Here is a 26053-nt window from a genome sequence, read left to right on the forward strand (position 1 = left end):
GATCGGCGGCAAATTGCAGCCGCCGCGGCGCCGCTTCCGTGAAATCCTTCACACCGCCGGCTGCGTGTCCATAGCCGCGGCGAATGCGCCGACGTTCACGCGGCGCTTGCCGCGAATCACCCGCTCGGCTAGTCCAAATCCATGGGAAAAAGGCTTTTGCCGCCTGATGACAATGGCGGCGGCGATAAAATCGAACCGGTCGATCTGAAGGAAGCGCTCGAGCGGCGCTATCTGGCTTACGCGCTGTCGACCATCATGCACCGGGCGCTGCCGGATGTGCGCGACGGTCTGAAGCCGGTCCATCGCCGCATCATGCACGCCATGCGGCTGCTCCGGCTCAATCCCGATCAGGGCTTTGCCAAATGCGCCCGCATCGTCGGCGACGTGATGGGCAAGTTCCATCCGCATGGCGACCAGTCGATCTACGACGCCCTGGTGCGCCTCGCGCAGGATTTCTCGATGCGCTACCCGCTGGTCGACGGGCAGGGCAATTTCGGCAACATCGACGGCGATAACGCCGCCGCCATGCGTTACACCGAAGCGCGCATGACAGAGGTGGCGAGCGAGCTGCTTGCCGGCATCACCGAGGACGCAGTCGATTTCCGGCCGACCTACAATGAAGAGGACGAGGAGCCGTCCGTCCTGCCGGGCGCCTTCCCGAACCTGCTCGCCAACGGTTCCTCCGGCATTGCCGTCGGCATGGCCACCTCGATCCCGCCGCATAACGCCGCTGAGCTTTGCGACGCAGCGCTTCACCTGATCGAGCATCCGGACGCGCCGGTGGCGAAACTGATGGATTTCGTCCAGGGGCCGGATTTCCCGACCGGTGGCATCATCGTCGACAGCCGCGCCTCGATCCTCGAAGCCTATGAAACGGGCCGTGGCGGTTTTCGCGTGCGCTCGAAATGGGGTCAGGAAGACCAGGGCAGAGGCACCTGGAGCATCGTCGTCACCGAAATCCCCTACGGCGTCCAGAAGGCCAGGCTGATCGAGAAGATCGCCGAGCTTTTGATGGCGCGCAAGCTGCCGCTGCTCGAGGACATCCGCGACGAGAGTGCGGAAGACATCCGCGTCGTCCTGGTGCCGAAGAGCCGCACCGTCGATCCCGGCCTCCTGATGGAATCGCTGTTCAAGCTCACCGAGCTCGAAAGCCGCTTCCCGCTCAACATGAACGTTTTGTCGCGCGGCAAGGTGCCGAACGTCCTGTCGCTGAAGGGCGTGCTGAAGGAGTGGCTCGACCACCGCCGCGAGGTTTTGATCCGCCGCTCGAAATACCGGCTCGGCGAGATCGAGAGACGGCTGGAAATCCTTGCCGGCTACCTGATCGCCTATCTCAACATCGACGAGGTGATCAAGATCATCCGCGAGGAGGATGAGCCCAAGCAGGTGATGATGGCCCGCTGGTCGCTCACCGATAATCAGGCCGAAGCCATCCTCAACATGCGATTGCGGGCTCTGCGCAAGCTGGAAGAGATCGAGATCCGCAAGGAATTCGACGGCCTCACCGCCGAGAAGAAGCAGATCGAGGCGCTGCTGGCCTCCGACGCCAAACAGTGGGCGACGATCAAATGGGAAGTCACCAAGGTCCGCGACAAATTCGGCCCGGAGACCGAACTCGGTAGGCGCCGCACCCAGTTCGCTGACGCGCCCGAGCATGACCTGACCGACATCGCGCACGCCATGATCGAGCGCGAGCCGGTCACCGTCGTTGTGTCGGAAAAGGGCTGGCTGCGCGCCATGAAGGGCCACCTGACCGACCATTCGCAGCTCGCCTTCAAGGAAGGCGACAGCCTGAAGCTCGCCTTCCATGCCCAGACCACGGACAAGATCCTGGTCTTCACCACCGGCGGCAAGTTCTACACCATCGGCGCCGACCGGCTGCCGGGCGGACGCGGCCATGGCGAGCCGATCCGCATCATCGTCGACATGGAGAACGATCAGGACATCGTCACCGCCTTTGTCCATGATCCCAAACGCAAGCTGCTGCTCGTCTCCTATGATGCCAACGGTTTCGTCGTTGCGGAGGAAGAGGTCGTCGCCAACACCCGCAAGGGCAAGCAGGTGATGAACGTCAAGGCGCCGGACGAGGCCAAGCGCTGCATCCCGGTGTCGGGCGACCATCTCGCCATTGTCGGCGAGAACCGCAAGATGCTGGTCTTCCCGCTGGCCGAAATCCCGGAAATGGCGCGCGGCAAGGGTGTGCGCCTGCAGAAATACAAGGATGGCGGCGTGCTGGACCTGAAGACCTTCACCCTCGAGACGGGGCTCTCCTGGCAGGATTCGGCCGATCGCACCTTCACCAAGTCGCGCGAGGAGCTTGCCGAGTGGATCGGAGCGCGTGCCGCTGCCGGCCGCATGGTGCCGAAGGGTTTCCCCAGGACGGGCAAGTTCGGGTAGCGAGGCTTCCCTTCTCTCCTTGTGGGGTAAGAAGCGGTCCGCGTTAGCGGACGAAAAGCCAATTGCTTGGCTTTTCGAGCTTCGAACGCCCTGAGCCTGCGAAGGGCCGGGTGGTGGCCGATCCACCCCGGCCGGGTCCCCGCTGCTTCGCAGCGTCCCGGTGTTCGCTGGCCTTTCATCGTGCCACTGGCACGGCTGCTTACCCCACAAGGGGAGAAGGCAAGGACGAACATTTGGACTATCGTCACGATTGCTGCACTATGATGGTGCATAAGCATCCATTGAACCATCGGGCAGGGGAGAAACGCACGCTTGAAGCGGGCTGAGATCCAGAAACCGGGGCAGCGCCTGTTCGGCCTGTCGACGCCGCTCAGGGCGGCCGTCATCCCGCCGCTGTCGGCGGCGCGCTGGCTCCTGGTGCTGATCGCCGCCGCCGGCGTCTATTTCTTCCACGGCTTCCTGTTCCCGGTGCTGGCCGCGCTCGTCATCGCCTTCGCCAGCTGGCCGCTCTACCGCCGGCTGCTCGTCGCCGTCGGCGGCAACCGCACCGTCGGCGCGACCTTGGCCATACTTTTCATCCTCACCTTCCTGGTGGTGCCGATCGCGCTTGCCGGCACCTATGCCATCAACGAGCTGCGCGAGTGGGTGACCTGGGCGATCGAGACCAATCGGCACGGCGCGGTGACGCCGGGTTGGATCGCCACCATGCCGGTCGTCGGCGAGTGGCTGAACGAGCAATGGACGGGCTACCTCGGCCATCCCGGCGGCATCGGCGAATTGATCCAGCTGATCAGCGGCTCCAACATCGGCAGCATCTATCGCGGCGCCTTGGCCGCCGGCGGCAGCGCCTTCGGCCTGTTGCTGACGCTTCTGTTCATGATGATCGCGCTGTTCTTCGCCTATCGCGACGGCGAATCTTTCGCGGCCCAGGTCGATCGCCTCGGCGAACGCATCCTGCCGACGCGCTGGGAGCGTATCTCGCGCGTCGTGCCGGCAACCATTTCCTCGACGGTCACCGGCATGACCATCATCGCCATCGGCGAGGGCCTGGTGCTCGGCATCGCCTATTGGCTCGCCGGCGTGCCGTCGCCGGTGACGCTCGGCGCGCTCACCGGCATCATGGCGCTGATCCCGGGCGGCGCGCCGCTCTCCTTCACCCTGGTGTCGATCTACCTCGCCGCCAGCGGCAAGCTTTTCGCCGGCGCGGCCCTGTTCATCTGGGGCGCGGTGGAGCTCTTCATCGTCGACAAGACCTTGCGGCCCAAGCTCGTCGGCGGCCCGATCAAGCTGCCGTTCCTGCCGACCTTTTTCGGCCTGATCGGCGGCGTCAAGACGATGGGTTTCCTCGGCCTGTTCATCGGCCCGGTGTTGATGGCGCTGCTCGTCGCCATCTGGCGCGAATGGCTGCGCGAGGTCGAGATCATGGACGAGCTTCCGCCTGTCGCCGACGAGGCCGGCGCGCCGCCCCGGATCGAGACGGCCGCCGAGCCAAGGAAGATTCAGGCCGGGTGATGCACCGCGAGGTCCGCACGGCGCTTGCGGCCCTCATGCAATTGCCAGAGCGAATGCGCGACCAGCGTTACGATCATGATGCCGCCGCCGATCAGGCTGTTGCGTGACGGTGTCTCGGCGAAGATCATCCACACCCAGACCGGCGCCAGGATCGTTTCCAAGAGATAGAACATCGCGACTTCCGCGCCCGAGATGTATTTCGGTCCGTTGGCGAGGCAGAAGAACGCGATCGGCATGACGACGCCGCCGTTCAGGATGATCCACCACGGCGCTTCGACTTGAAAGCCGGTTCTGGAGACCATGAACGCCGCCACCCCAAAAGGCAGGATCACGCCGATAAGCGCGGTAAAGCCCATGTCCTTGCCGCTGGCGCGCGAGATGGTGATGGCGCAGGCAATCAGGAAGGCCGAACACAATGCCATCAGGTCGCCGAACAAATATCCCGTGCCGACGGAATCGCCGACGATGATGGCGACGCCGACGATCATCAGCGCCATCGCGGCGAGGGTCAGCGGTCGCGGCCGCTCCTTCAGGAACAGCCACGACAGCAGCGCCGCGAAGACGGTGTTGAAGGCCAGGATGAAGACCAGATCGGCTGTCGATGTATGATAGACGGCTGTCATGAAGGCGACCGCGCCGAGCCCGTAAATCACGGCCACGACCAGCCCCGACCAGCCGGGTATGAGCTGCGGCGCATTCTTGCTGTACAAGCGCCAGACCGCCCACATGATCAGCGCCGCCGCCAAGGTGCAGCTGGTGCGCAGCAAAAGGATGGTCCAAGCTTCGCCATCCGCGAGCCGGATCAGCGGAATATCTATGCTCAGCACCAGACCGCCGATGGCGGTGACGAGGGGCCTTTCTGGTGATCGGTGTGGGAAGACATGTGATCGTTCTCGAAACAAAGCGAGAGCAAGGGCCGGCGCGATTGCACCTCGCGCGCGAGGGCGCGCAAGATCGGCGTCTTCTCCCTTGAAACACAATAAGGGCGGGTTCGGGAAAACTGTTTTAGCGACTGACCGCTTCGTGGTCGTAGCGTTCCCAGCCTTTCGGGCCGAGATGCTCCTGCGGCATGAAGCGCATCTTATAATTCATCTTGCGCGAGCCGTTGACCCAGTAGCCGAGATAGACGTGGGGCAGTCCCATCGCCTTGGCGCGGGCGATGTGATCGAGGATCATGAAGGTGCCGAGCGAGCGGTCCTCGAAGTCAGGATTGAAATAGGAATAGACCATCGACAGGCCATCGGCCATCTTGTCGGTGAGCGCGACCGCGATCAGCTCGCCATGGCCCTTGCCGGTGATGAACGTGTCGGGGCCGCGACGCCGGTATTCGATGATCTTGGTGTCGACATGCGTGTCTTCCACCATCATCGCATAGTCGAGCACGGTCATGTCCGACATGCCGCCACGGCGATGGCGGGCGTCGAGATAGCCGCGGAAGAGCGAGTATTGCTCGGTCGAGGGCTGCGCGTCATGCATGGCGCCGACGAGGTCGGCATTGTGCTGGATGACGCGGCGCATGTTGCGGCTGGGGCTGAATTCCTGTGCCAGGATGCGAACCGAGACACAGGCGCGGCACGACTCGCAGGCCGGACGGTAGGCGATGTTCTGCGAGCGCCGGAAGCCGCCTTGCGTCAGCAGGTCGTTCATCTCCGGCGCCTTGTCGCCGACAAGGTGCGTGAACACCTTGCGCTCGAACTGTCCCTCCAGATAAGGGCACGGCGACGGCGCGGTCAGGAAGAACTGCGGCGACTGGGTCGGATGCTGCGTCATCTAATCTTGGAAACGCTCCTGCGAATCGCTCTACCTTTGGCCCGGTCAGCGAAAAATTCAACAGGATTGTGCGGACGCGACGGGCTTGACCTGTTCATATTTAAGCACAGGAGGCGCGGCGGTCTGATCGACACGGCGGTGGAACGCCGTCAGATATCGGTGCGGGTGACCACCGTGCCGAGCAGCAGGTCGTGCAGCGTGCGCTTGCGGTCGGAGAACAGCGTGACCAGGAGCACCAGCGGCGTCAGGATGACGTTGCCGGCCCAGAACAGCACCGAGTGAACCACGGCCGTCATGCCGTCGATGCGGCTGCCGTCGAGCTTCTCTAGGCGGATGCCCATGATCTTCATGCCGGTCGTCGCCTGGTCGCGGCTGCCCAGCGTGTTCCAGATGTAGAGAATGGCGACCATCGGCACCAGCACCGAAAACAGCGCCCAGCCGAGGCCGAAAGTCAAAAGCCCGAGAATGGCGACCAGGATGGCGAAGGGAATGGTCAGCAGCGCGACGAAGAAATAGTCGAGCAGGAAGGCGAAGATGCGCCTTGTCCGCACCCCGCGATAGGCGCGAGTGTCCTCGAACCTGGTCGTGATGATCTCGCCGTCCAATACGCGTGCGTTCATATCCGTTCCTCAATAGCGGCATCCGCTTGAGGATGCCTGCCGCCCTTTTCAAATGGTGAGGGTGGCCCGGAATTCAAGGAAGGTGCCCGCCGGCGGACCGGCGCGATATCAGAAGATGCCGGGGCAGAGCCTGTAGCGAACCCGCCCGAGATAGTCGCGATATTCCTCGGTGAGCGCCAGGATGCGCTCCTCACGCAGGATACGATGGATCTGGAACAGGGTGATGATCGCGTAGACCGTGAAATTGTAGATAGAGAAGCTCGACAGCAGGAAAAGGATGTGCCCGGCCAGGTAGCCGGCATAGATCGGGTGCCGCACGAAGCGGTAGGCGCCGCCGGTGACGACGCCGCGATTGGCGGGCAGGATGGCGAAGGAGCGGCCAAGCGACATCTTGCCCCAGATCACCAGCCACAGCGCCAGGAATTGCAGCGGCGCCGCGATATAGAGCGGGATGATGGCGATTCCGTCCTGGAGCGATACGAAACCCGAGCCGAAACCGGCCGTCAGCGAGATGAATACCGTGAAAGGGCTCCAGTCGCGGACAATCGGTCGGCGCGCCAGCAGCAGCCAGATGAAAGTCAGCGCATCTGAGATCATGAGCAGCAGGACGTTCAGCCTGCCCGGATCGATAACCATCTGGTACGCGCCGCGATAGACGAAGACCGCGGCGACCGCCAACGCGATGAAACGGAACAGGCCTTCGCGCAGATCGGTAAGAACCGCGCTGCTCTGAAGGCCGTGCCAGAAACCCGTCTCCGCGCCAGGCAACGCATCGCTTTTGGAAATCGTCAACCCTGCCACCCCGGTGGTCCCCTCGACATGGACCATTGCACGCAAGCCTTGCCGTCCAGTTAAGGTTCCGCATGCTTTTGGTTGCATTGGCGGATTCGCCTGCCGAGGGAATGGTGTGTTGCCTGTTGAACATGACATTCTTCCCGGTCTAGCTTGCTGCGGCGCACAAAGGGGACGGGGACATGGACTACGACATGCTGGTCATTGGCAGCGGCCCTTCGGGGCGCCGCGCCGCGGTGCAATCGGCCAAGCTCGGCAAGTCGGTGCTGGTGGTTGACCGGGGCCGGCGCCTGGGCGGCGTCTCGGTGCACACCGGCACCATCCCGTCGAAGACGCTGCGCGAGACGGTGCTCAACCTCTCGGGCTGGCGCGAACGCGGCTTCTACGGGCGTGGCTACCGGGTCAAGCAGGACATTTCGATCTCAGATCTGGTCGACCGGCTGCACAAGACGCTCGACCATGAGGTCGAGGTGCTGCAGCATCAGTTCATGCGCAACACGGTGAAGAGCGCGCGCGCCGCCGTGAAGTTCCTCACGCCGAACAAGGTCAGCCTGACCGCCGACAATGGCGACTACAGCGAAGTTGGCTTCGCCAACGCGCTGATCGCCGTCGGCACCAGGCCGCACCGGCCGGCCGACGTGCCCTTCGACAAAAAGCGCGTCTTCGACAGCGACGAGATGCTGGAACTCCACCATCTGCCGCGCACGCTGACGGTGATCGGCGCCGGCGTCATCGGCGTCGAATACGCCACCATCTTTTCCGCCCTCGACGTGCCGGTGACACTGGTCGAGCCGCGCAACACCATCCTCGACTTCATCGATCGCGAGATCGTCGACGACTTCATTCACCAGATGCGTGACCGCGGCATGACCATCCGCCTCGGCAGCACGGTGAAGGAGATCGCCTCGAAACCCGACCACGCCGAAGTGACGCTGGCCGATGGCCGCACCATCCGCTCCGAGATGGTGCTCTACGCAGCCGGCCGCACCGGCAATGTCGCCAGCCTCGGCCTCGACACGGTCGGCATCGAGGCCGACGCCCGCGGCCGCATCAAGGTCGATCCGCATACCTTCCAGACCACGGTTTCAAACATCTACGCGTCCGGCGACGTCATCGGCTTCCCGAGCCTGGCTTCGACGTCGATGGAGCAGGGCCGGGTGGCGGCTTGCCACGCCTTCGGGGTCCACCTGCCGCCGCCGCCGGAGAGCTTTCCCTATGGCATCTACGCCGTGCCGGAAATTTCCACGGTCGGCCTGTCGGAAGAACAGGTGCGCGACAGCGGCGCAGCCTACGAGGTCGGCCTGGCGCGCTTCCGCGAGACCTCGCGCGGCCACATCATGGGCGTTTCGAGCGGCTTCCTGAAGCTGTTGTTCTCGGTCGAGACGCGCCGCCTGCTCGGCGCCCACATCGTCGGCGAGGGCGCTACCGAGCTCATTCATATCGGCCAGGCGGTGATCAACCTCGGCGGCACGGTCGACTTCTTCGTCAACAACACCTTCAACTATCCGACGCTGGCCGAAGCCTACAAGATCGCCGGCCTGGACGCCTGGAACCGGATGGGGCAGGGCTAAGGAATCGGCCAAGCTGGCCGGTCAGCCTTCCATCTGCGACAGCAGCGAAAGCATGACGTCGGCCGAAGGCATCGGCAGCACCGCCTCGATCTCGGCCGGCCGCACGCCGGCGATGGCGTCTGCATCGCCCGCCACGGTACCGAGCGGCCCGCGGAACCCGTGCTTCGACCAGGCGAGTTGCTGCAGCTTCGGGCTGGTCAGCGCTTCGAGCAGCGGATCGACCGCCGGATCGATGACGATCAGCGGATGCGCCGAATAGACGGTGGGGCGCGGATAGAGAATCTCCGGCTTGGCGCCGGCGCCGGCCTGCACGCGCTGCCAGCGCTCCGGATCGGCAAGCGCCCATTCCACGAGCTGGTTTTCGTAGCCCACCACCATCGGCTCGGCGCCGAGCCCTCCGGCGATATACTGGTCGAACAGCTTGCCCGACGAGGACGATTTCAGGCCCATGCTGCGGAAGATCGACTTCGCCTCCTCGCCATGCCGGGCAAGCAGTTCCTGCGTCGCCACGTCGCCGCTCATCAGGCTGAGCACGAGCCCTGCGAACATGAAGCCGGAATTGGAGCGGTTGGGGTCGGTGGAGACGATGCGTGCGCGGCCATAGAGTTCGGAAATGCCGAGATCCGACCAGTTCTTGCCGGCCAGGATGGCATCGAGCAGCGCCTTGAGATCGAGCTGGTTGTAGCCGCCCTTGGCGGCGACGGTGACCAAGCCGCTCTTCTTCAGGCCTTCGATCACCGGGCCCCAGGTGTAGACGACGATCGGCGAATTGAGCACCACCTGGTCGTTGCGGACGGAAACGCCGCTCTTACGCGCGAGATCGACCATGATCGACGAGGATGGCCACAGGAATTGCGGCTTCTGCGTCAGGAGTGCCGGCTCGCGCACCATCTCGACCGAACCGGCGACACGCGCGTCGAGCTCCAGCCCGTAGCCGCCAAGCGCGCCGATCACATCGGGGTCGGCCAGGAAAGCCTGCTTCTCGCCGCCGACGAAGCCGAACAGATGCGCGCGGTTGCCGAGATAACCGCGGAACTCCGGCCGGTCCTTGAGCGTCAGATAGCCGCCCGTTCCGGCCGCGGCGGCGGCAAGCAGTCCCAGTCCGAAAGCGCGGCGAGAAAGGGCCATCAGCGACCGATATCCTCTTTCAGCGACTCCTGGATGAGTCGAAGGTCAACGTCGAGCGTGCCAAGCTCGGAGTCCGCCTGGCTGTCGGCATAGTGGACGAAGGCGTCCTGCAGCTTGGTGATCACCGCGCCGACAGTGGCAAGCCGCTGCTGGCTTGGCGCGCGGCGATCGGCAAGCGTGGCATAGCCTTCCGCGACTTCCACCGCCTGCGGCACGTAATAGGTCAGGAAGCGCCGCACGGAAGCAGCGCTTGCCGGTTTCGCTTCGACCTTGGAGATGACGTCGGCGGCGATATCGGAAAGGTTCTTCACCTTGGCTTTTATGTCCTTGTCGGCGATAGAGCCGGCCGCGGCCGCCAGCCGGTCGGCCGCCGGCTGCGCCTGCGCCAGCAATTCGCGCGCGAACGCCACCTGGCCGCCGCCGATCGAGCGCAGGTCGAGCCCTTCGAACAGCTGACGTGGCGCCAGCACGAAGATCAATCCGGCAAAGACCAGAACCGAGATCACCGCCGAGACCAGGAAGGGGAAGTGGGTGAACGTGCCGAGACCAATCAGCAGCGCGGCCGACACCAGCCCCGCCGCGATCCAGTTCCAGTCATTGCCGAACAAGCCGCGCATGGTTGGCCTTAGTTGTAGCCGCGCGCCGCGCGGAAGGCACCCGCAAGGTCGCCGCCGCCGTCGAAGACACGCGCCGAGGTCGCCTTGGCGAGACTGTCGAGCTGGCTCTTGTCGGCATCGCCGAAGGTGATCCCGAACACCGGCACCCGCAGCGGCGCCTGGCGCCACTCAGCCAAGAACGGCTCGGCGCTGCCGTCGGTGCGGCCATCCGTCATGATGACGATGGCCGGCAGGTATTTCGGCAGGTCGGGCGTCGTCAGGATCTTCTGCAGCGCCTGCGAGGCGCAGGCATACATGTCGGTACCGCCGCCGGCGCGCTGTTGCGCCACGTCGCCAAGCAGCTGGTTCTGGCCCGCAGGATCACCGGTCGCGTCGAAAATGTCGCGCACTTTGCTGTCGAAAGGCAGCACGAAAATGTGGTCGGACGGCGTCCATTGCACCAGCACTTCGCTCGACTTTTCCGGCGTGAACAGGAACTGCGCGGCCTGCTGCAACTGCGTTTCGCCCTCGTTCTCCATCGAACCCGAGAAGTCGAAGCAGAGCGCCGTCAATGACGGTTTGCGCAGCGCCTGCTGGTAGAGGTCAAGCGCCTTGCGGATCACCGCGGGTTCCGGCATGCGGATCGACGTCACCAGCTTGCCCGGATCGAAATTCCAGTCGGGCTCAGCCGTCGCCTGGACCGAGGCGCCGCCGAGCGGCAGTCGCCGGCCAGTGTCGGCGATGCGCTTGCGCACCGTGTCCGACTGCAGATAGGCGAGCAGGTCGGCGAAGAACTTTTCGACATCGGCGCCGCGCCCGTGATCGATGAAGCCGAGCGGGGAATCGCCGACCGCGACGCCATCGGCCGGATAGACCGCGTAGAGCGGCTCGTCGCCCATTTGCTTCAGCCTGTCGTTGGTCTCTTTCAGCGTCGCCTCGTAATTCCACATCGCGTCATAGAGCGTGCCCTTGCGCGCGGAATCGACATAGAGGTCGGCCAGCCAGCCTGAAGACCCGGAAGAGCGCTCGACGCCCTGCAACAGGGCGCCGACCGTGTCGTGCACGGAGGGATTGTCGAGGTCGCCGGGCTGGATCACTTCCTTGCCGCCGAGCGCGCTGGAGAGCATCGCCAGATAGGCGCTGGCGCCGGAGTTGGACTGCGTGGCCGAAGTCATCAGGAATTTGAGCTTGCCGTCCTTCACCGCGGCAAGGATGTCCTTCATGTAGACTTGCCTGCCGATCCAGCCGAGTTCGGCGGCCTTGGATTTGCGCACGCCGAGGATGACCGGCATCTGCGCGATCGAGGTGAGGTTGCGTACCTTGCGGCCGGTATCGAACAGGTCGACCCAGACGCTCGACGCCGGCCAGACCGCGTCCTGATCGAACCCGCTGGCCTTCTGCAGACCGAGACCGATATCGAGCGAGCCTTGGTAAGAGATGGTGCAGGTCGCGCCCTGCTTGGCGCAGAACTCCTGCACGATCGGCTCCAGCACCGTGTTCTCGGAACCGGAGACGATCGAGAATTTGACATTGCCCGAATTGCAGGCCGCCAGCAGCAGCACGGCCGCCAACGCCAGAACGGACGAAAGCTTCATTGGCATCGAGGCCCCGTCAGCCCTGGGTGAGCGCTTTCTTGAGGTCGGCGGTCATCTTGTCCATCTGCTTTTCGGCGTCGGCCCGCTTTTGCCGGCCTTGCTCCTGGACCTTGAGCACACCTTGCACGGTGTCGATCAGATCGTGGTTGGCCTGCGCCAGCGTCTCGACATCGACGATGCCGCGCTGCGCCTGTTCCTCGATGGAGATGGCCTGATCCTTCATCATCTTCGATGTCTGGCGGATCATCTCGTTGGTGGCGTCGGTTACGGTCTTTTGCAGCTCCAGAGCCGACTTCTGGTTGGTCAGCCCAAGCAGGATGACCATCTTCTGCTTCCAGGCCGGCACGGTCAGCGCCGAAGTCGCCTGCAGGTTCTCGATCAGCGTCTCGTCGCCCGACTGCACGATGCGGATCTGCGGCAATTGCTGGATGCCGAGTTGACGGGCCTGAATGAGATAGAAGATGCGCTTTTCAAGGCGGTCGAGCGCCTGCACGGCGTCCTGGTAGGTTTGCGCCTCCAGGGAGCCGACGGTGTCGGCGCTCTTCGCCTCCGCCGCGGCCTTCAGCTTCGGCAGCTCGTCGGCGCGGTAGTTGTCGACGAATTTCTTGCCGGCCTGCACATAGGCGTCGAGGTTGAGGATGGAGTCCTTGGTCTGCTCATGCAGGTCGTCGAGCACGGCGATATCGCGCCTGAGCGTGTCCTTATGACGGTCGAGCTCAAGGCCGATACGGTCGATCTGACCGGCGACGTCCTCGTACTTTTCCTTGAAGCGCTCGAGCCGTGCCTTGAACGAGGAGAACAAATTGCTCAGGAACCCTTCGTCCTTCAGCGAAGCCGGATCGAGGTTCCTGGCCTTCATGATGATGTCGGTAAGCAATGTGCCGGTTTCGCCGAGATCGCGGTTGCGGATCTGCGACAGAATCTTGTCGGCATAGTCGCTGACCGCTTGCTGGGCGCGGTCGCCGAAGACCGAAATCGCCGCTCGGTCGCGAATATCGATGCCGCCTTCGATCCTGGCGACCTCGCCCGGGCTGGCGGCAATGGCGGGCAACTTCGAAGTGTCGTCGAGCAGAGTGATGCTGTTCTCGTCGGCCATTGAGACCTCCCCCTCGGTGAACAGTATCTCGATAGACAGTGTGTGACAGACATATGACAATGGCCGGGCGTGGCGCTTGGGCCGTGAAATAGATTACATTTCAGGGCCTATGCGGAGGGACCCCTCGCTTCTGCAGCCGGCGCCGCCAGCCATTGTCGCACGATCGCGGCGTCCGCATCGCCGAATTCATGGCCCGAGGCGACGATGCGCGCGTCGACCTCGGCGCGGCGCTCGCTGAACAGCGTCACTAGTGCGAGCGCGAACGGTCCGTAGGTCTGATCGGCGGCGCCGGCGACGATCAGCACCCGTGTGCCGCTAAGATCTGACGTTGGAGGATTGTCGAGCACCGGCATCGCCCTCAACAGCGCCGCCTGCTTGACCAGGCCGGGATGGAGCAGCATCAGGCTGGAGACGACATTGGCGCCGTTCGAATAACCAAGGAAGGTCGCGCGTTGCAGGTGGAGCCCATGTTGCCGCGCGGCTTCCGTCGCGAACTGGGCATAGGCGGCCGTCTCGGCACGGATGGAGGTTTGCTCGAAACTGGTCGGCGTGATTCGCTCGAACCAGCGAAATCCGTCCTCCTGCCGGATGCGGCCGCGCGCCGCGACGATCACCGAACGCGGCGCGATCTGCATCGCCAGCGGCAGCATCGTCGTCTCGTCCACGCCTGACCCGTGCAGCACGAAGAGGCAGTCGCCGCTGGCGTTTGCCGGCTTCAGCAGACGGTAGGGAAATGTCAGATCCTCGCGCAGGATGCTGTTTTCGTCGCTATATTCGAACACGCTCACATCCATTTGATTCCATGAGAGATTCGTTGATTTGCCGGCTTCAAAACGGAATATTTTCGCGCTCCGCGAAAGTTGATTGAACCAGGCGCAATTCAGGCCGTTTTTCCGCCGATACACTCCCCCTGGGAGGAATCGAAGCGGTGCGCCCCGGGGGTCGCATTGCTGGCTATGAACAACCAGCTTTGAGGCCTTTTGTCGATGACCACCCCTGTTTCCAACGATCGCGACAAGCGTATCAACGATCGCGACAAGCGTGTCGTCGAGCGCGATACGCGGATCGACGTGCTGCGCGCGCTCGCGTTGCTCACCATTTTCGTCGACCATGTGCCTGGCACGGTCTTCGAGAATTGGACCTATAAGAATTTCGGTTTTTCCGATGCGGCGGAGGCCTTCGTGCTGATTTCCGGCATCTCGGTGGCGCTGGCCTATGGCACGAAGTTCAAGCCGGGCGGCCGATTGCTCGCGACCTTGAAGATGTGGCGGCGCGCTGGCGTGCTCTACATCTCCCACATCGTCATCACGATGGTGGTGGTCGCGCTGTTTTGCGCCGCCGCGCTGTTCGCGCACCGGCCGGAAATCCTGACGATGATCAACATCGAACCCTTGATGCGCAACACGCCGCAGGTGCTGCTCGGCATCGTCACGCTCGGCCACCAACTCGGCTATAACAACATCCTGCCCGTCTATGCGGCGTTGCTTCTGGCGGCGCCTGCTTTCGTGCTGTTCGTCAGCTATCGGCCCGTGCCGGCGCTGATCGCGTCCGGCCTGCTGTGGCTCGTCGCCGGCATCTGGCAGATCGCGCCGCCGAACTATCCGGAGCCAGGCCTTTGGTTCCTCAACCCGCTGTCTTGGCAGTTCCTGTTCAACATCGGCCTTGCCGCCATGCTGCATGTGAAGCGCGGCGGGCGGATCCCGGTCAATCCGTGGCTGCTTGGTGCCGCCGGCATCTATGTGATCGGAGCGGCGATCTGGGTGCACAGCCCGCTCTGGGGGCAGATCACCTGGTTCGACCTGCCGGTGGTGATCGGCGGCTTCGATAAGACCTTCCTGTCGCTGCCTCGGCTGCTGCACATCCTGTCGGTCAGCTATCTGATCGTGGCGCTGCCGGCTGTCTCGAACCTCTTCCGCGTCCGGCCCGACAATCCGCTGGCGATCCTGGGCAAGCGCTCGCTGCCGGTGTTCATCGCCGGCACGCTGCTTGCCATGGCGGCGCAGGTGCTGAAGCTGATCAATCCGGGCGGCCCGGCCTACGACACGCTTCTGATCGCTGCAGGCATCGCCATGCAACTCGCGCTTGCACTCTACCTCGAATGGCTTGCGAGCCTCGGCCCCTCCCGTGCCAAGCCGGTACGCGAGGAGCCTGCGCGTGCGACGTTCGGCGTGCAGCCACTGCCGGCGCGGGCGGGCGGCTACTGACTCGCAGCGCAAGGAAAGTGCCGGGTGGTGTATCCGCGCGGGAATTACCTGAGCCCGCTCAGGCTTTCGGCGCCGGACCGGTCGAGCCTCTGACAACGAACTCGACGCCCATCGTCTCGCGCCGCACCGCGCCGTCATGGTCGAGGATCATGCGCGCGGCGCGGCGGCCGATCTCGATGATCGGCTGGGCGATCGTCGTCAGCGGCGGCGTGGCCAGCGCGCCGTCCGGCACGCCGTCAAAGCCGACAATGGAGACATCGCCGGGAACATTGAGGCCGCGTGCCCTCAGCCAGTCGATGGCGATCAGGGCCATGCGATCCGACATAGCCAGGATGGCGGTCGGCGGCGGCTCCCCCTTGGCAAAGATCGCCTCGAGGCCGGCCCTGGTGCTTTTTTCTTCGTTCTCGGTCTCATAGACCGGGATTTTCGCCGTATCGATGCCGAAGCGGGAAAGCTCCTCGAAGTAGCCGGCAAGGCGATCGCGCGTTCCGGTGTAGACCGCGCTGCGCACCGCTTCTGGCGTCGCGAAGCCGGTGCGATTGTCGGCAAAGCCGAGCGACAGGACGGCGAAGCGGCGATGGCCAAGCTCGGCGAGATGGCGGGCGGCAAGCTTTGCGCCTGCGACATTGTCGACTCCGATGGCCGACACGGTCTCGTCCTGGAAGCCGAGCTCCAGCGCAACGAAGGGCAGCCTGCGCTCGCGCGTCAGATCGACAAGGCGCGAGCCGCCTTCGATGCAGAACAGCACAAAACCGTCGACAAGCGCGCTCTGGATGTTCCAGGCGAGCTTTTCCTGGTTGGCGGCCGAAACCAGCGCGATGCCCGCGCCGGTGGCGTCGCAGGCTTCGGAAATGCCGGCCATCATGACGCGGGCGAAGGGATCGTCGAAGAAGTAGGAGAGGGGCTCCGTGGTGGCGACGCCGATGGCGTTGACCTTGCCGGCGCGCAGCAGGCGGCCTTTCGGGTCCGGGCCGGCATAGCCCATCTGCTCCGCGACCGCCTTCACCCGTTCCCGCACTTCGGCGCGCACGATCTCGGGGCGGCTGAAAACATTCGAGGCCGTGCCATGCGAGACGCCGGCGGCCTTGGCGATGTCGGCCAACCTGATCGGTCTTGCCTGGCCTTCGAGGAGTGATGCCATGTCGTTCCTCCGAATCCGGTCAACGTGACGAACATGACCGCTGAATTGTCGCCGGTCATCTAACATTTTTGTTGGATCGATTCAATTTCAGTTGACGTCGGGCAAATAAGGCCTATGATTTGAATCGATCCAAATTTCCGCTTCATGGTGGAGCGGATTTCGACAGGAGGGGTGCCATGCATCCGGTGAGCTATTTGTTCGAGGATATCTACCGCAACGATTGGGGCATCGCCTCGGTCATCGTCAGCGAGAAGCGGCGTGGCAGGTCGAGTCCATGGAGGCGCGCCCCGCGCTTTCTCGTGGAGCGCAAGCGCGGCTGAGCCGCAGCGATTTTCAGCGCCGATAGATTGGATCGGTTCAATCCTAAGGAGAAATCGTCATGCATCCGATTGGTCATCTGTTTCAGGATATCTACCGCAACTATTGGGGCATGACGCCCGGAACCGAGCAGCCCGAGCGGCGCCGCGTCGGCGAGCTGCCTGCGCGCCAGCGCAAGCGGCGGATCGGCCGAAAATAGCCGTTGAAAATAGCCTAAGGGCGAGGGCGCCAGAGCGCCGAGACTGCGATCGCCACCCAGCCGGCGATCAGAAGGGTGCCGCCGATGGGCGCCGACATCGGGAACAGCCGCGAGCCGAGAAAGTCGCGGGCGAGCAGATCGCCGCAGAATAGGAGCAGGCCCGCGAGCAGGACGAGGCTGGCAATCCTGAGGCAGCGGTTGCCGCCGGCAAGGCCGATGGCAAGGAACACGGGCGCATGCATCAGCAGGAAATTGGCTGCGGTGCCGGTGAAGGCGCCGCCGCGATGCGCGGCCGCCGCCGACAGCGCCACGCCGGCCGCGCCGACGAGGCCGGCTGCCAGCACGAGGACGCGGCTCCCGCCGCCTGATGCTTGGCCCTTAAGGCTCATCTTGGATGCTCCATGCTGCGCTTGGGCGGTGCGCCGATCAGGATTCGCCAGCTTCAAGCAGCATATGCCGTGCGCGGCGCGACTGGACAATCCAGTTGTAGGCAGCACCCAGCGCCATCAGCACCGATGTGCCCAAAAACACCGAGCGCATGCCGAAATGCCCACCGACGAAACCGCCCGACAGCGGTCCCGCGACCTGGCCGACATATTGCGCCGAGATCGCCAGGCCAAGCACATTGCCGCCGATCCCGTCGGGGATGTTGTGGCGGATGACGCTTGTGATGCAGGGCAACAGGCCGCCCAGCGCCAGGCCCATCAGGAAGCGCAGACCGATCAACTGCCAGCCATTGGTGACGAAGGCCTGCGGAATGAGCAGCAAGGCCGAGACGGCAAGCGCGCCGACCACGACGTTCCAGTGGCCGACGCGATCGGCGAGTTTTCCCAACCAGGATGAGGACAGGATGGTGCCGAGCGCCGCCGCCGACATGACGACGCCAGCGACCATGGTCACCTTGCTCTGGTCTTCGACGAGCTGCTGCACATAGACGGTGATGATCGGCTCGATCGACATGGTGGCGAAGGCGAGCAGCATGCCGGTGGTCAGCATGGCGACGATCGGCCGCTTGTCGGGGATCTGCGACCAGCCGCTTTTCGGCTTCGCCGTCGAGGCGGGCTTAGGCGCCGGCGGATTCTCCTTGATCAGGAAAGTCGTCGCCAGGAACGCCAGGAAGATCACGGCGCCGGAAAGCAGGAAGGTCGCGCGGATGCCGATCAGCGGCGGCAGCAAGCCGCCGAGCAGCGGGCCGACCAGCGAACCGGCGGTGATACCCGCCGCGAGCACACCCAGCGCCCAGCCCGAGCGCTCCTTCGGCGTCTGCATTGCCACCAGGATCGTGGAGCCCGACGAATAACCGCCGGCAAAACCGATCAGCAGCCGAAGCAGCACCAGTTGCCACACACTCTCAACCATCCCGGTCAGCGACATGCAGATCGCCATGCCGAACGAAGCGCGCACCAGCATCAGCTTGCGGCCGTAGCGGTCGCCCAGCCGTCCCCACAAGGGCGCGACCAGCGCGGCCGCGAAGAAGGTCGCGCCATAGGCGATGCCCGACCACTGCACGATCGCCGCGTGGCCTTCGGCGCCGAGCTGCTCGACGTAAAGCGGCAGGAACGGCAGCAGCAGCGTCATGGCGATAAGCGTGCTGAACGAGCCGGCGAAGCAGACGGCGAGGTTGCGTCGCCAATGGATGTTGAAGTCGCTCTGTTCGGATTCGTTGGGCGTCATGTGATGCGTGCCGATGCTGGGGTTGTTACGGATACCAATTTGGGATACCAAGCCGGTATTCGTCATGGACCTGACACTCACCGCTGTCAATGCGGGCGCTGTCGATGCGGCTTTGGAAAGCGAGACGACAATGTCGCAGATGCAAAATGTCGAAAGACAGCTTCGCGAAATGATCCTCGGCCTGGAGATCGGCCCGGGCGAACGTTTGACCGAGCGTTGGATCGAGAGCCGGTTCGGCGCTTCGCGAACGCCGGTGCGGGCGGCGCTGCTGCGCCTGGAAACGGAAGGGCTGATCGGCCGCGACGGCCGCGGCTGGACGGTGGCGCCGATCAACCTGGCGGAACTCGGGCAGATCGCCGTCTACCGCGAGGCGGTCGAGGTCGCCGCGGTTCGCCTGACGGCGGCGCTCGAAGACCGTGGCGGCACCGAGGTGATCGCGGCGATGCTCGATTCCTGCGATACCGAGACGCCGCGCGAGGAATGGCATCGCGTCGGCATGGATTTCCACATTGAGCTGGCCAGGCTTTCCGGCAACGAGTTTCTGCTCAGGGCCGTTCGCGACGCGATGACCAGGCTGTCGCGGGCGCGCTGGCTGGAGGTGCGCGATGAAAGCGCGCTCGGTCGTGCCTGGGCCGAACATCATGCCATCCTCGCCGCCGTCAAGGCCGGCCACGCGGACGAAGCGGCGGGGCTGCTTTCCGCTCACATAGCAGGCAGCCGCGATCGGCTGGTCACCTCATTGCATGACGACCGGCGCGGCCTGCGCGCCAGAGGATTCGCCGTCGTCGCGGCGTAAGGTTCTCGTGTGGCCATTCGCATTAGCAGGCTTGCAACATGGCCGGGAGAATGCTGTAGGAGACGAGGGGGATGAAGGCAGACTACCGTTGACCATCTTGCTGAATTCGCGGACGCATGGCCACACTCTCACGAACCGCCGCAAAGCTGTTCTATTACGCGCGCAATTTCGCGCGTGACCGCGCACCGCAATCCCTGTTCCGCGACCGCCTGGCCAGCCGGCTCGAGCAGGCGAGGCTCTCGGGCAAGACGGTTCGCGAGCGACTGAATTACTACAACAAGCTGGAACACCCGTTCGTGCCAAGTCCCGACGCCGTGGCCGTCGGCAAGCTGCCGTCCGCGTCCAGCATGTATTATTACGATCTCAAGGAATTCGCCCGCTATTTCGATCCTGGCCTGCTGATCGATTTCGAATATGGCGATGTCGTCGGCATTCCGGAGGTGCCGAGGATCGTCAAGGACCGCCCCATTGGCGACGACAACGCCAACGGCGTGCTGATGAAGCTGAACAAGTTCCGCCACTTCTACATGCCGCCCGACAAGCTGTCTTTCGCCGACAAGCGGCCGATGGTGGTCTGGCGGGGGCATCTCAATAATCCGCTTCGCACCCGCTTCGTGGAAAAGGCCGCTGACCTGCCGTTTTGCGACGCGGGTTCCCACAAGCCCGACGCGCCGGACGGATACCGCAAGCCGTTCCTGAACATCGAGCAGCAGCGACAGTATCGCTACATCGTCTCGCTCGAAGGCAATGATGTCGCGACAAACCTGAAATGGATCATGAGCTCCAATTCGCTCTGCCTGATGCCGGAGCCGACCTACGAAACCTGGTTCGCGGAAGCCCAGGTCGAGCCCAATGTCCACTACGTGCCGCTGCGGCAGGATTTTTCCGATCTGGTCGACAAGGTGGCCTATTTCGAAAAACACCCCGCCGAGGCGGGGCGGATAACCGCCGCCGCCAACGCCTATTGCCGCAAATTCGGCAATGAACAGGACGAGCAGGCGATCTCGCTGCTCGTCCTCTACAAATATTTCGTGCTGAGCGGGCAGATAAAGCCCGACGCGGAAGTCTGGCGCTTCATCGCCGGCTGAACGTCCGGCCGCAGCCCTAAGCGTGAGAGCGGTCGAACACCTTATCGGCCGGCCCGAAACGGTCCCTGGCGGTGAACTGCTGGTGCCAGTAGGGATAAAGCACCGGCGGCCGGCTGACGACGTCGAGGCGCTGCCGCTCCTCCTCGGTGAGCGAAAGGCTGGCCGCGGCGAGGTTGTCCTTGAGCTGCGCCTCGTTGCGGGCGCCGATCACCAGCGAACTCACGGCCGGGCGGCCAAGCAGCCAGGCAAGCGCGACCTGCGCCCCTGAGACGCCGCGTGCCTTGCCGATCTCGTTGAGCACGTCGACGATGCGCCACAGGCGGTCCTCGTCGCGGATCGGCGGCTCCGTCCAGCCGCCGACCTGGCGCGCGGTCGGGCTGTCGCGATGGTATTTGCCGGAGAGCAGGCCGCCCGCCAGCGGGCTCCAGACCAGCACGCCCAGGCCCTGGTCGACCGATATCGGCAGCAATTCATATTCGGCCTCGCGCGCTTCCAGCGTGTAGTGGATCTGCTGGGTGACGAAACGGGCCTGATGGCGGCTGTCGCTGACGGCAAGAGCCTTCATCACCTGCCAGCCCGAATAATTGGAGCAGCCGATATAGCGGATCTTGCCCTGGTTGACCAAGGTGTCGAGCGCCGCGATCGTCTCCTCCAGCGGCGTGAGCCCGTCCCACTGGTGGACGAAATAGATGTCGATGACGTCGGTCCTGAGCCGCTTCAGGCTCTTCTCGCATTCGCGGATCAGATGGTGGCGCGACAGGCCTTCGTCATTGGGGCCGGTGCCGATGCGCATGCGCGCCTTCGAGGCGATCAGCACGTCGTTCTTGCGCTTGCCGCCAAGCGCCTCGCCGATGATCTCTTCCGACAATCCGTTGGAATAGACATTGGCGGTATCGATGAGGTTGATGCCGGCATCGATGCAGGTGTCGATGATGCGTTTGGCTTCCGAAAGATCCGAATTGCCGACGGCGGCGAACGGACCGGCGCCGCCGAAGGTCATGGTGCCAAGCGTCAATGTCGAGATTTTCAAGCCCGATCGGCCCAGCGTGCGGTATTCCATGTCAGTCCTCGCAATTTGTTTGAAGAGGCGCCGTGGCGAGCGCCGGGAAGAGGCGAGGGGATTTGTAGGACAATTCCCGCCGCTTGTCGCCCCGCTATCGATACGGACCGATCACATATCTTCGAGGCCTGCTGCCGGGCGATTGCAATAAAACCGTCATTGCGCCTCTGTATCTCAGTCGACTTACGGAGTGTCCACCCGGAGCGGAGCGGATTCCGAAGCGATGATGGCCGACAGGCAGACGGAGCTGCGCGATGAATGAAGTGAAACCGAATTCCGGGGCGAAGGACTGGCTGGAAGCCGAGCTCGAGGATACGCTCGACGAGGACTATGAGCTGGAGCTTTCCGAGCCGGCGCTCTCGCTCGAGATCGCCAAGATCTACAAGAAGTCGCATCCGCCCTCCATGGAGCGCATGACCTATTTCCGCGAGCTGCTCAGGCTGCAGTCGGAATTGATCAAGCTGCAGTCCTGGGTCGCCTACCACAAGAAGAAGCTGGTGGTGGTCTTCGAAGGCCGCGATTCCGCCGGCAAGGGCGGTGTTATCAAGCGCATCACGCAGCGGCTCAACCCGCGCATCGCCCGCGTCGTGGCGCTGCCGGCGCCGACCGAGCGCGAGAAATCGCAATGGTATTTCCAGCGCTACGTGCCGCATCTCCCCGCGGGCGGCGAGATCGTGCTGTTCGACCGCTCCTGGTACAACCGCTCCGGCGTCGAGCGGGTGATGGGCTTTGCCAATGGGGACCAAGTCGAGGAGTTCTTCAACGACGTGCCGGAATTCGAGCGTATGCTGGTCCGTTCCGGCATCACGCTCGTCAAATACTGGTTCTCGATCACCGACGAGGAACAGCAGATGCGCTTCCTGATGCGCATCCACGACCCGATGAAGCAGTGGAAGCTGTCGCCAATGGACCTGCAGTCGCGCGTGCGCTGGGAGCAGTACACCAAGGCCAAGGAAGAGACCTTCGCCCGCACCAACATTCCGGAAGCGCCCTGGTTCATCGTCGAGGGCAACGACAAGAAGCGGGCGCGGCTGAACTGCATCGACCACCTGTTGCAGCAGATGCCGTATGAGGAGGTTCCGCACGAGGACATCTCGCTGCCCGACCGCGTCTTCAACCCGTCCTACGAGCGCCAGGTGCTGCCGCGCGAGCTCTACGTGCCGGAGAAGTATTGAGGCCTTTTCCTTCTCCCCGTTTCACGGGGAGGTGAGGAGTGGTCCGCGCAGCGGGCGAAAAGCCAATTGCTTGGCTTTTCGAACGACGAACGCCCGAAGGGCGGATGAGGGGCAGCGCCGGCGTCGGCGATTGAGCCCCAATTCGCTGCCATTGCGAGCTTGCCGCTAATCTCAAAGGCCGCGCCGCCCTCATTGCCCTGCCGGGCATTTCTCCCCGTATAGTGACGGGAAGAAAGAGCCGTACTTACGCTCGCCCGATCATCACATGCAAAGCGTTCGCCGTTGCCACTTGCTCGGTGCAGCGATAGCCGAGCTTCACCATGTCGAGGCCGGCGAAAAGATGCTCGCCCGAGCCGAGCAGCACCGGCGAAATCGCCAGATGCATCTCGTCGATCAGCCGTTCCTGGAGATATTGCCGGAAAGTCGAAACACCGCCGCCGATCCGCACATCCTTGCTCCCAGCCGCGGCCTTAGCCTGTTCGAGCGCCGAGTGGATGCCGTCGGTGACGAAGTAGAACGTCGTGCCGCCTTCCATCGCGATTGGCGCGCGTTTGTAGCGGGTCAGCACGAAAGTCGGAACATGATAGGGCGGGTTGTCGCCCCACCAGCCTTTCCAGTTGTCGTCCGGCCATTCGCCGCGGATCGGCCCGAACATGTTGCGGCCGAGAATGTAGGCGCCGACATTCTCGAAACTGCGGATGGCGAAGTCGTCGTCGACACCGGTCGCGCCGCCATCCTTGCCAATCACCATCTGGTGGAATGTCCGGGTGGTGACCAACCATTTGTGCAGGGTCTCGCCACCGACACCGAGCGGATGTTCAAGCGTCTGATCGGGACCGGCGCCGTAGCCGTCGAGCGACAGGGTAAAACCGTTGACACGCAGCTTGGACATGATTGCCTCCTAAACCAGTTGTAATTTGCAATCGGTTGTTGAGTAGCCTGGCCGATTGCAAAATGCAAGCGGTATTTTCCGGCAATCGAGTCGGGCAGCGTCGGGATCGTCGCCGGAAAGGCAGCTGCCCGGGATATTGGGGCGAAGCGGGTAAGGGATGCCGTCGCAATTTTTCGTCGAGAAAGCGATTAGCTGGGCAACTCTGGGCCGGCAGCATCAAGAATGCGTTCAATGGCAACGCGTAGCGCCGGCAAATTGTCTGTCACGACAGCCCAGACGATGGCTTCGGAAGTCTTGTGATATTCATGACGCAGGATGTTGCCTATGCCACTTCTGCAACCGTTCGATCACATCGTTCCTGCTCATAGATCCATTCTAATGGATCCCGTCAGAGTTCCAAAATCGCGAGGCAGGTCTAGCTCTTCAGCATCTGCGCCACCACCGGCGCAAAATAGGTCAGCACGCCGTCGCAGCCCGCCCGCTTCAGCGAAAGCAGCGATTCCAGCATCGCCTTCTCGCCGTCGATCCAGCCATTGGCGGCGGCTGCCTTGATCATCGAATATTCGCCCGACACCTGATAGGCGAAGGTCGGCATCTGGAGCTCGTCCTTCAGCCGGCGGATGATGTCGAGATAGGGCAGGCCGGGCTTCACCATCAGCATGTCGGCGCCTTCGGCGAGGTCCTGCTCGGCCTCGCGCACCGCTTCGTCCGAATTGGCGTGGTCGATGTAGTAGGTCTTCTTGTCGCCCTTGAGCAGGCCGGCGGTGCCGACCGCCTCGCGATAGGGCCCGTAGAAGGCCGAGGCGAATTTCGTCGCGTAGGATATGATCGCCACGTCCTGGAAACCGTTGGCGTCGAGCGCGTCGCGGATGGCGCCGATGCGACCGTCCATCATGTCCGACGGCGCGATGATGTCGGCGCCCGCCGCCGCCTGGATGACGGCCGCGGCGGCGACCTGTTCCACCGTCTGGTCATTGACGATGATACCGTCGCGCAGGATGCCGTCATGGCCGTGGCTGGTGAACGGGTCGAGCGCGGCATCCGTGATGATGCCGATTTCCGGCACCGCGTCCTTGATGGCGCGCGTGGCGCGGTTGATGACATTGTCGGGGTCGAGGATATGCGATCCCGTCTGGTCGCGCAGCGCAAGCTCGACATTGGGGAAGGTGGCGATGGCCGGGATGCCGAGCTTGGCGGCGCGCTCGGCCTCCTTCACCGCGAGGTCGATGGACAGGCGGTAGACGTCGGGCATCGCGGCGATGGGCTCGCGCCTGTTCTTGCCGTCGACGACGAAGATCGGCCAGATCAGGTCGTTCACCGAAAGCTGGTTCTCCTGCACCAGCCGGCGCGACCAGTCGGCCTTGCGCATGCGCCGCAGCCGCCGGCTGCCGGTAATCTCGTCGACACTGCGCGCGCCGGCAGGCTTTGCGGGGGTGAATTTGTTCATGGTCAAACTCTCTTTTGCGCCGGCTTTTATCACGCGTCTCCGCCGCTGACCAATGCGACACGATTGTGCCAGGGACGTGGCACACGTTCCTTTCCTCCACTTTGTGGGGGGCGAGGCGCCCCCTAGGGCTGCCCGTTCCCCGACAGGATCTGCGCCGCGCCCCTGATCGCAACGCGGAACGCCTCGTCGAAGCTGACGCCGCGGACCTGCCAGCGGTAGGTCTTGCCGCGATCGGCCAGCCGCCAGTCGGCGATCCAGCCGAGGTCCTTGTCGCTCCACACGATGCTGCCGGCGAGCGCCCGGGCCGCTCCCGCTTTCTTCGCAAGTTTGTCGAGCTTTGCCATATTGGCCGCCGCGACCGCCTTTTCGTCGAGGCCGCCGACCTGCCTGGCCTTTGGAAAGGCAATGCGCATCAGCAGTGGACTTGTGGCGTTGGCGAAGGATTCCCTCATCGTCTTGCCGTGGTCCTCATCCGCCGTCAGCACGAAATGCCGCGAACCCTGCTCAGCGGTCATGAAGACGGCGATAGGCGGCCGCTCGCCGAGCCAGGGCCTGCTGCCGAGCTGCGCCAGGAGCTTGTCGACGACGGCCGGCTTGTAGAGGCAGGTGAGATCATGCGGCCGGTCATGCGTGCCTTGCTCGTCATGGATCGGGATGCCTTCGAGCCGGTCGCGATAGCGGAAGGATTGCACGAAGTCGGCCGCCTTGTCGCGCAGGGCCAGCATCTCTGGCTTCTGCGACAGGCGCTGGTCGCCCGAGACCTTGACCAGCACCTTGTCGAGGCAATCCTTGAAGCCGATCTGCCGGTTTACGTCTCCAGTGCCGGTGACGATGGTCTGAGATTGATAAAGCTCGTTCGCAGTCGCGGCCTCGGCAGGGCAAGACATCCGTAGGATGGCGATCAGGCCGATCGCTGCAGCCGCGAAGCGGGAAAATCCGAGCATGGCTTGCCGTCCGGTTCAAGATGCCCATTTTCTAGCAC

At 63.7% G+C, this 26053-nt stretch carries 26 protein-coding genes; 9 read left to right on the forward strand and 17 right to left on the reverse strand.

All coding sequences use genetic code 11. The features are described from left to right. The first annotated feature begins 141 nt into the window (after positions 1-141). Both parC and FJ418_RS27085 read left to right on the forward strand, forming a co-directional pair. A complete protein-coding gene (gene parC, locus FJ418_RS27080) occupies positions 142-2397 on the forward strand; it encodes a DNA topoisomerase IV subunit A (protein WP_140870938.1) in 2256 nt (751 codons plus the stop codon). A gap of 312 nt (positions 2398-2709) precedes the next feature. Beyond that, complete coding sequence (locus FJ418_RS27085) at positions 2710-3909, forward strand: AI-2E family transporter (protein ID WP_140870941.1); 1200 nt, start codon at positions 2710-2712, stop codon at positions 3907-3909. Here FJ418_RS27085 and FJ418_RS27090 read toward each other — a convergent pair. The 4 genes from FJ418_RS27090 to FJ418_RS27105 form a co-directional block, all read right to left on the reverse strand. Then, on the reverse strand, positions 3897-4736 hold the full coding sequence (locus FJ418_RS27090) for a DMT family transporter (RefSeq protein ID WP_246683230.1): 840 nt from the start codon (positions 4734-4736) through the stop codon (positions 3897-3899). The two genes, FJ418_RS27085 and FJ418_RS27090, sit on opposite strands and share 13 nt — an antisense overlap. A gap of 178 nt (positions 4737-4914) precedes the next feature. After that, positions 4915-5679: an arginyltransferase gene (locus tag FJ418_RS27095; RefSeq protein ID WP_140659119.1), complete on the reverse strand. Its 765-nt coding sequence runs from the start codon at positions 5677-5679 to the stop codon at positions 4915-4917. A gap of 149 nt (positions 5680-5828) precedes the next feature. Further along, a complete protein-coding gene (locus FJ418_RS27100; RefSeq protein WP_073989170.1) occupies positions 5829-6299 on the reverse strand; it encodes an RDD family protein in 471 nt (156 codons plus the stop codon). 108 nt (positions 6300-6407) lie between these two features. Further along, positions 6408-7127, reverse strand: a complete 720-nt coding sequence (locus FJ418_RS27105) for an isoprenylcysteine carboxylmethyltransferase family protein (protein ID WP_140871051.1) — start codon at positions 7125-7127, stop codon at positions 6408-6410. Between the two features lie 146 nt (positions 7128-7273). Here FJ418_RS27105 and sthA point away from each other — a divergent pair, with 146 nt between their 5' ends. Then, positions 7274-8662 carry a Si-specific NAD(P)(+) transhydrogenase gene (gene sthA / locus FJ418_RS27110; RefSeq protein WP_140541258.1) on the forward strand — a complete coding sequence of 463 codons (1389 nt, stop codon included), beginning with the start codon at positions 7274-7276 and terminating at the stop codon, positions 8660-8662. Between the two features lie 21 nt (positions 8663-8683). Here sthA and FJ418_RS27115 read toward each other — a convergent pair whose 3' ends face one another. The 5 genes from FJ418_RS27115 to FJ418_RS27135 form a co-directional block, all read right to left on the reverse strand. Next, positions 8684-9790: a substrate-binding domain-containing protein gene (locus FJ418_RS27115; RefSeq protein ID WP_140870949.1), complete on the reverse strand. Its 1107-nt coding sequence runs from the start codon at positions 9788-9790 to the stop codon at positions 8684-8686. Next, positions 9790-10407: a 5-bromo-4-chloroindolyl phosphate hydrolysis family protein gene (locus tag FJ418_RS27120; protein ID WP_140870951.1), complete on the reverse strand. Its 618-nt coding sequence runs from the start codon at positions 10405-10407 to the stop codon at positions 9790-9792. Before FJ418_RS27120 ends, FJ418_RS27115 begins: the two co-directional genes overlap by 1 nt. An 8-nt stretch (positions 10408-10415) precedes the next feature. Further along, positions 10416-11987 (reverse strand): substrate-binding domain-containing protein, encoded by a 1572-nt coding sequence (locus tag FJ418_RS27125; protein ID WP_140870953.1) that lies wholly within the window; start codon positions 11985-11987, stop codon positions 10416-10418. Between the two features lie 10 nt (positions 11988-11997). Beyond that, positions 11998-13077 carry a toxic anion resistance protein gene (locus FJ418_RS27130; protein WP_140870955.1) on the reverse strand — a complete coding sequence of 360 codons (1080 nt, stop codon included), beginning with the start codon at positions 13075-13077 and terminating at the stop codon, positions 11998-12000. A gap of 107 nt (positions 13078-13184) precedes the next feature. Then, a complete protein-coding gene (locus FJ418_RS27135) occupies positions 13185-13871 on the reverse strand; it encodes an alpha/beta hydrolase (protein WP_140871054.1) in 687 nt (228 codons plus the stop codon). Positions 13872-14063: 192 nt separating this feature from the next. Here FJ418_RS27135 and opgC point away from each other — a divergent pair, with 192 nt between their 5' ends. Continuing rightward, positions 14064-15281: an OpgC domain-containing protein gene (gene opgC, locus FJ418_RS27140; protein WP_140870957.1), complete on the forward strand. Its 1218-nt coding sequence runs from the start codon at positions 14064-14066 to the stop codon at positions 15279-15281. A 58-nt stretch (positions 15282-15339) separates the two neighbouring features. Here the strand turns inward: opgC and FJ418_RS27145 are convergent, their stop codons facing one another. Beyond that, positions 15340-16422 carry a LacI family DNA-binding transcriptional regulator gene (locus tag FJ418_RS27145; RefSeq protein WP_140870959.1) on the reverse strand — a complete coding sequence of 361 codons (1083 nt, stop codon included), beginning with the start codon at positions 16420-16422 and terminating at the stop codon, positions 15340-15342. 176 nt (positions 16423-16598) lie between these two features. On the opposite strand from FJ418_RS27145, the gene FJ418_RS32085 reads away from it, so the two are divergent. After that, entirely contained in the window at positions 16599-16742 is a 144-nt protein-coding gene (locus tag FJ418_RS32085) for a hypothetical protein (protein ID WP_181167102.1), read from the forward strand. A 59-nt stretch (positions 16743-16801) separates the two neighbouring features. Further along, positions 16802-16939 carry a hypothetical protein gene (locus tag FJ418_RS32090; RefSeq protein WP_181167103.1) on the forward strand — a complete coding sequence of 46 codons (138 nt, stop codon included), beginning with the start codon at positions 16802-16804 and terminating at the stop codon, positions 16937-16939. Positions 16940-16953: 14 nt separating this feature from the next. On the opposite strand, the gene FJ418_RS27150 is transcribed toward FJ418_RS32090, so the two are convergent. Both FJ418_RS27150 and FJ418_RS27155 read right to left on the reverse strand, forming a co-directional pair. Then, positions 16954-17328 (reverse strand): DUF423 domain-containing protein, encoded by a 375-nt coding sequence (locus tag FJ418_RS27150; protein WP_140870961.1) that lies wholly within the window; start codon positions 17326-17328, stop codon positions 16954-16956. A gap of 37 nt (positions 17329-17365) precedes the next feature. Beyond that, a complete protein-coding gene (locus FJ418_RS27155; protein ID WP_140659109.1) occupies positions 17366-18613 on the reverse strand; it encodes an MFS transporter in 1248 nt (415 codons plus the stop codon). Between the two features lie 130 nt (positions 18614-18743). Between FJ418_RS27155 and FJ418_RS27160 the strand changes: the two genes are divergently transcribed. Both FJ418_RS27160 and FJ418_RS27165 read left to right on the forward strand, forming a co-directional pair. After that, positions 18744-19409 carry a GntR family transcriptional regulator gene (locus FJ418_RS27160; protein ID WP_140659127.1) on the forward strand — a complete coding sequence of 222 codons (666 nt, stop codon included), beginning with the start codon at positions 18744-18746 and terminating at the stop codon, positions 19407-19409. 116 nt (positions 19410-19525) lie between these two features. Continuing rightward, on the forward strand, positions 19526-20497 hold the full coding sequence (locus FJ418_RS27165) for a glycosyl transferase family 90 (RefSeq protein ID WP_140707463.1): 972 nt from the start codon (positions 19526-19528) through the stop codon (positions 20495-20497). Between the two features lie 16 nt (positions 20498-20513). Here FJ418_RS27165 and FJ418_RS27170 read toward each other — a convergent pair whose 3' ends face one another. After that, on the reverse strand, positions 20514-21557 hold the full coding sequence (locus tag FJ418_RS27170; protein ID WP_140707465.1) for an aldo/keto reductase: 1044 nt from the start codon (positions 21555-21557) through the stop codon (positions 20514-20516). Between the two features lie 254 nt (positions 21558-21811). Here FJ418_RS27170 and ppk2 point away from each other — a divergent pair, with 254 nt between their 5' ends. After that, a complete protein-coding gene (gene ppk2, locus FJ418_RS27175) occupies positions 21812-22732 on the forward strand; it encodes a polyphosphate kinase 2 (protein WP_140659106.1) in 921 nt (306 codons plus the stop codon). A 244-nt stretch (positions 22733-22976) separates the two neighbouring features. Here ppk2 and FJ418_RS27180 read toward each other — a convergent pair whose 3' ends face one another. From FJ418_RS27180 to FJ418_RS27195, 4 genes are all read right to left on the reverse strand, one after another. Then, positions 22977-23624: a dihydrofolate reductase family protein gene (locus FJ418_RS27180; protein WP_140641383.1), complete on the reverse strand. Its 648-nt coding sequence runs from the start codon at positions 23622-23624 to the stop codon at positions 22977-22979. A 188-nt stretch (positions 23625-23812) separates the two neighbouring features. Beyond that, entirely contained in the window at positions 23813-23950 is a 138-nt protein-coding gene (locus tag FJ418_RS27185; RefSeq protein ID WP_140659126.1) for a HepT-like ribonuclease domain-containing protein, read from the reverse strand. Between the two features lie 89 nt (positions 23951-24039). Further along, positions 24040-25071: a porphobilinogen synthase gene (gene hemB, locus FJ418_RS27190; RefSeq protein WP_140870964.1), complete on the reverse strand. Its 1032-nt coding sequence runs from the start codon at positions 25069-25071 to the stop codon at positions 24040-24042. Between the two features lie 122 nt (positions 25072-25193). Beyond that, the gene (locus tag FJ418_RS27195) at positions 25194-26015 is read right to left on the reverse strand and encodes a DUF2066 domain-containing protein (RefSeq protein WP_140870967.1); all 822 of its coding nucleotides are present in this window, start codon (positions 26013-26015) and stop codon (positions 25194-25196) included. Positions 26016-26053: the final 38 nt, after the last annotated feature.

Source organism: Mesorhizobium sp. B2-8-3, from assembly GCF_006440815.1.
In the GTDB taxonomy this organism is placed as follows: domain Bacteria; phylum Pseudomonadota; class Alphaproteobacteria; order Rhizobiales; family Rhizobiaceae; genus Mesorhizobium.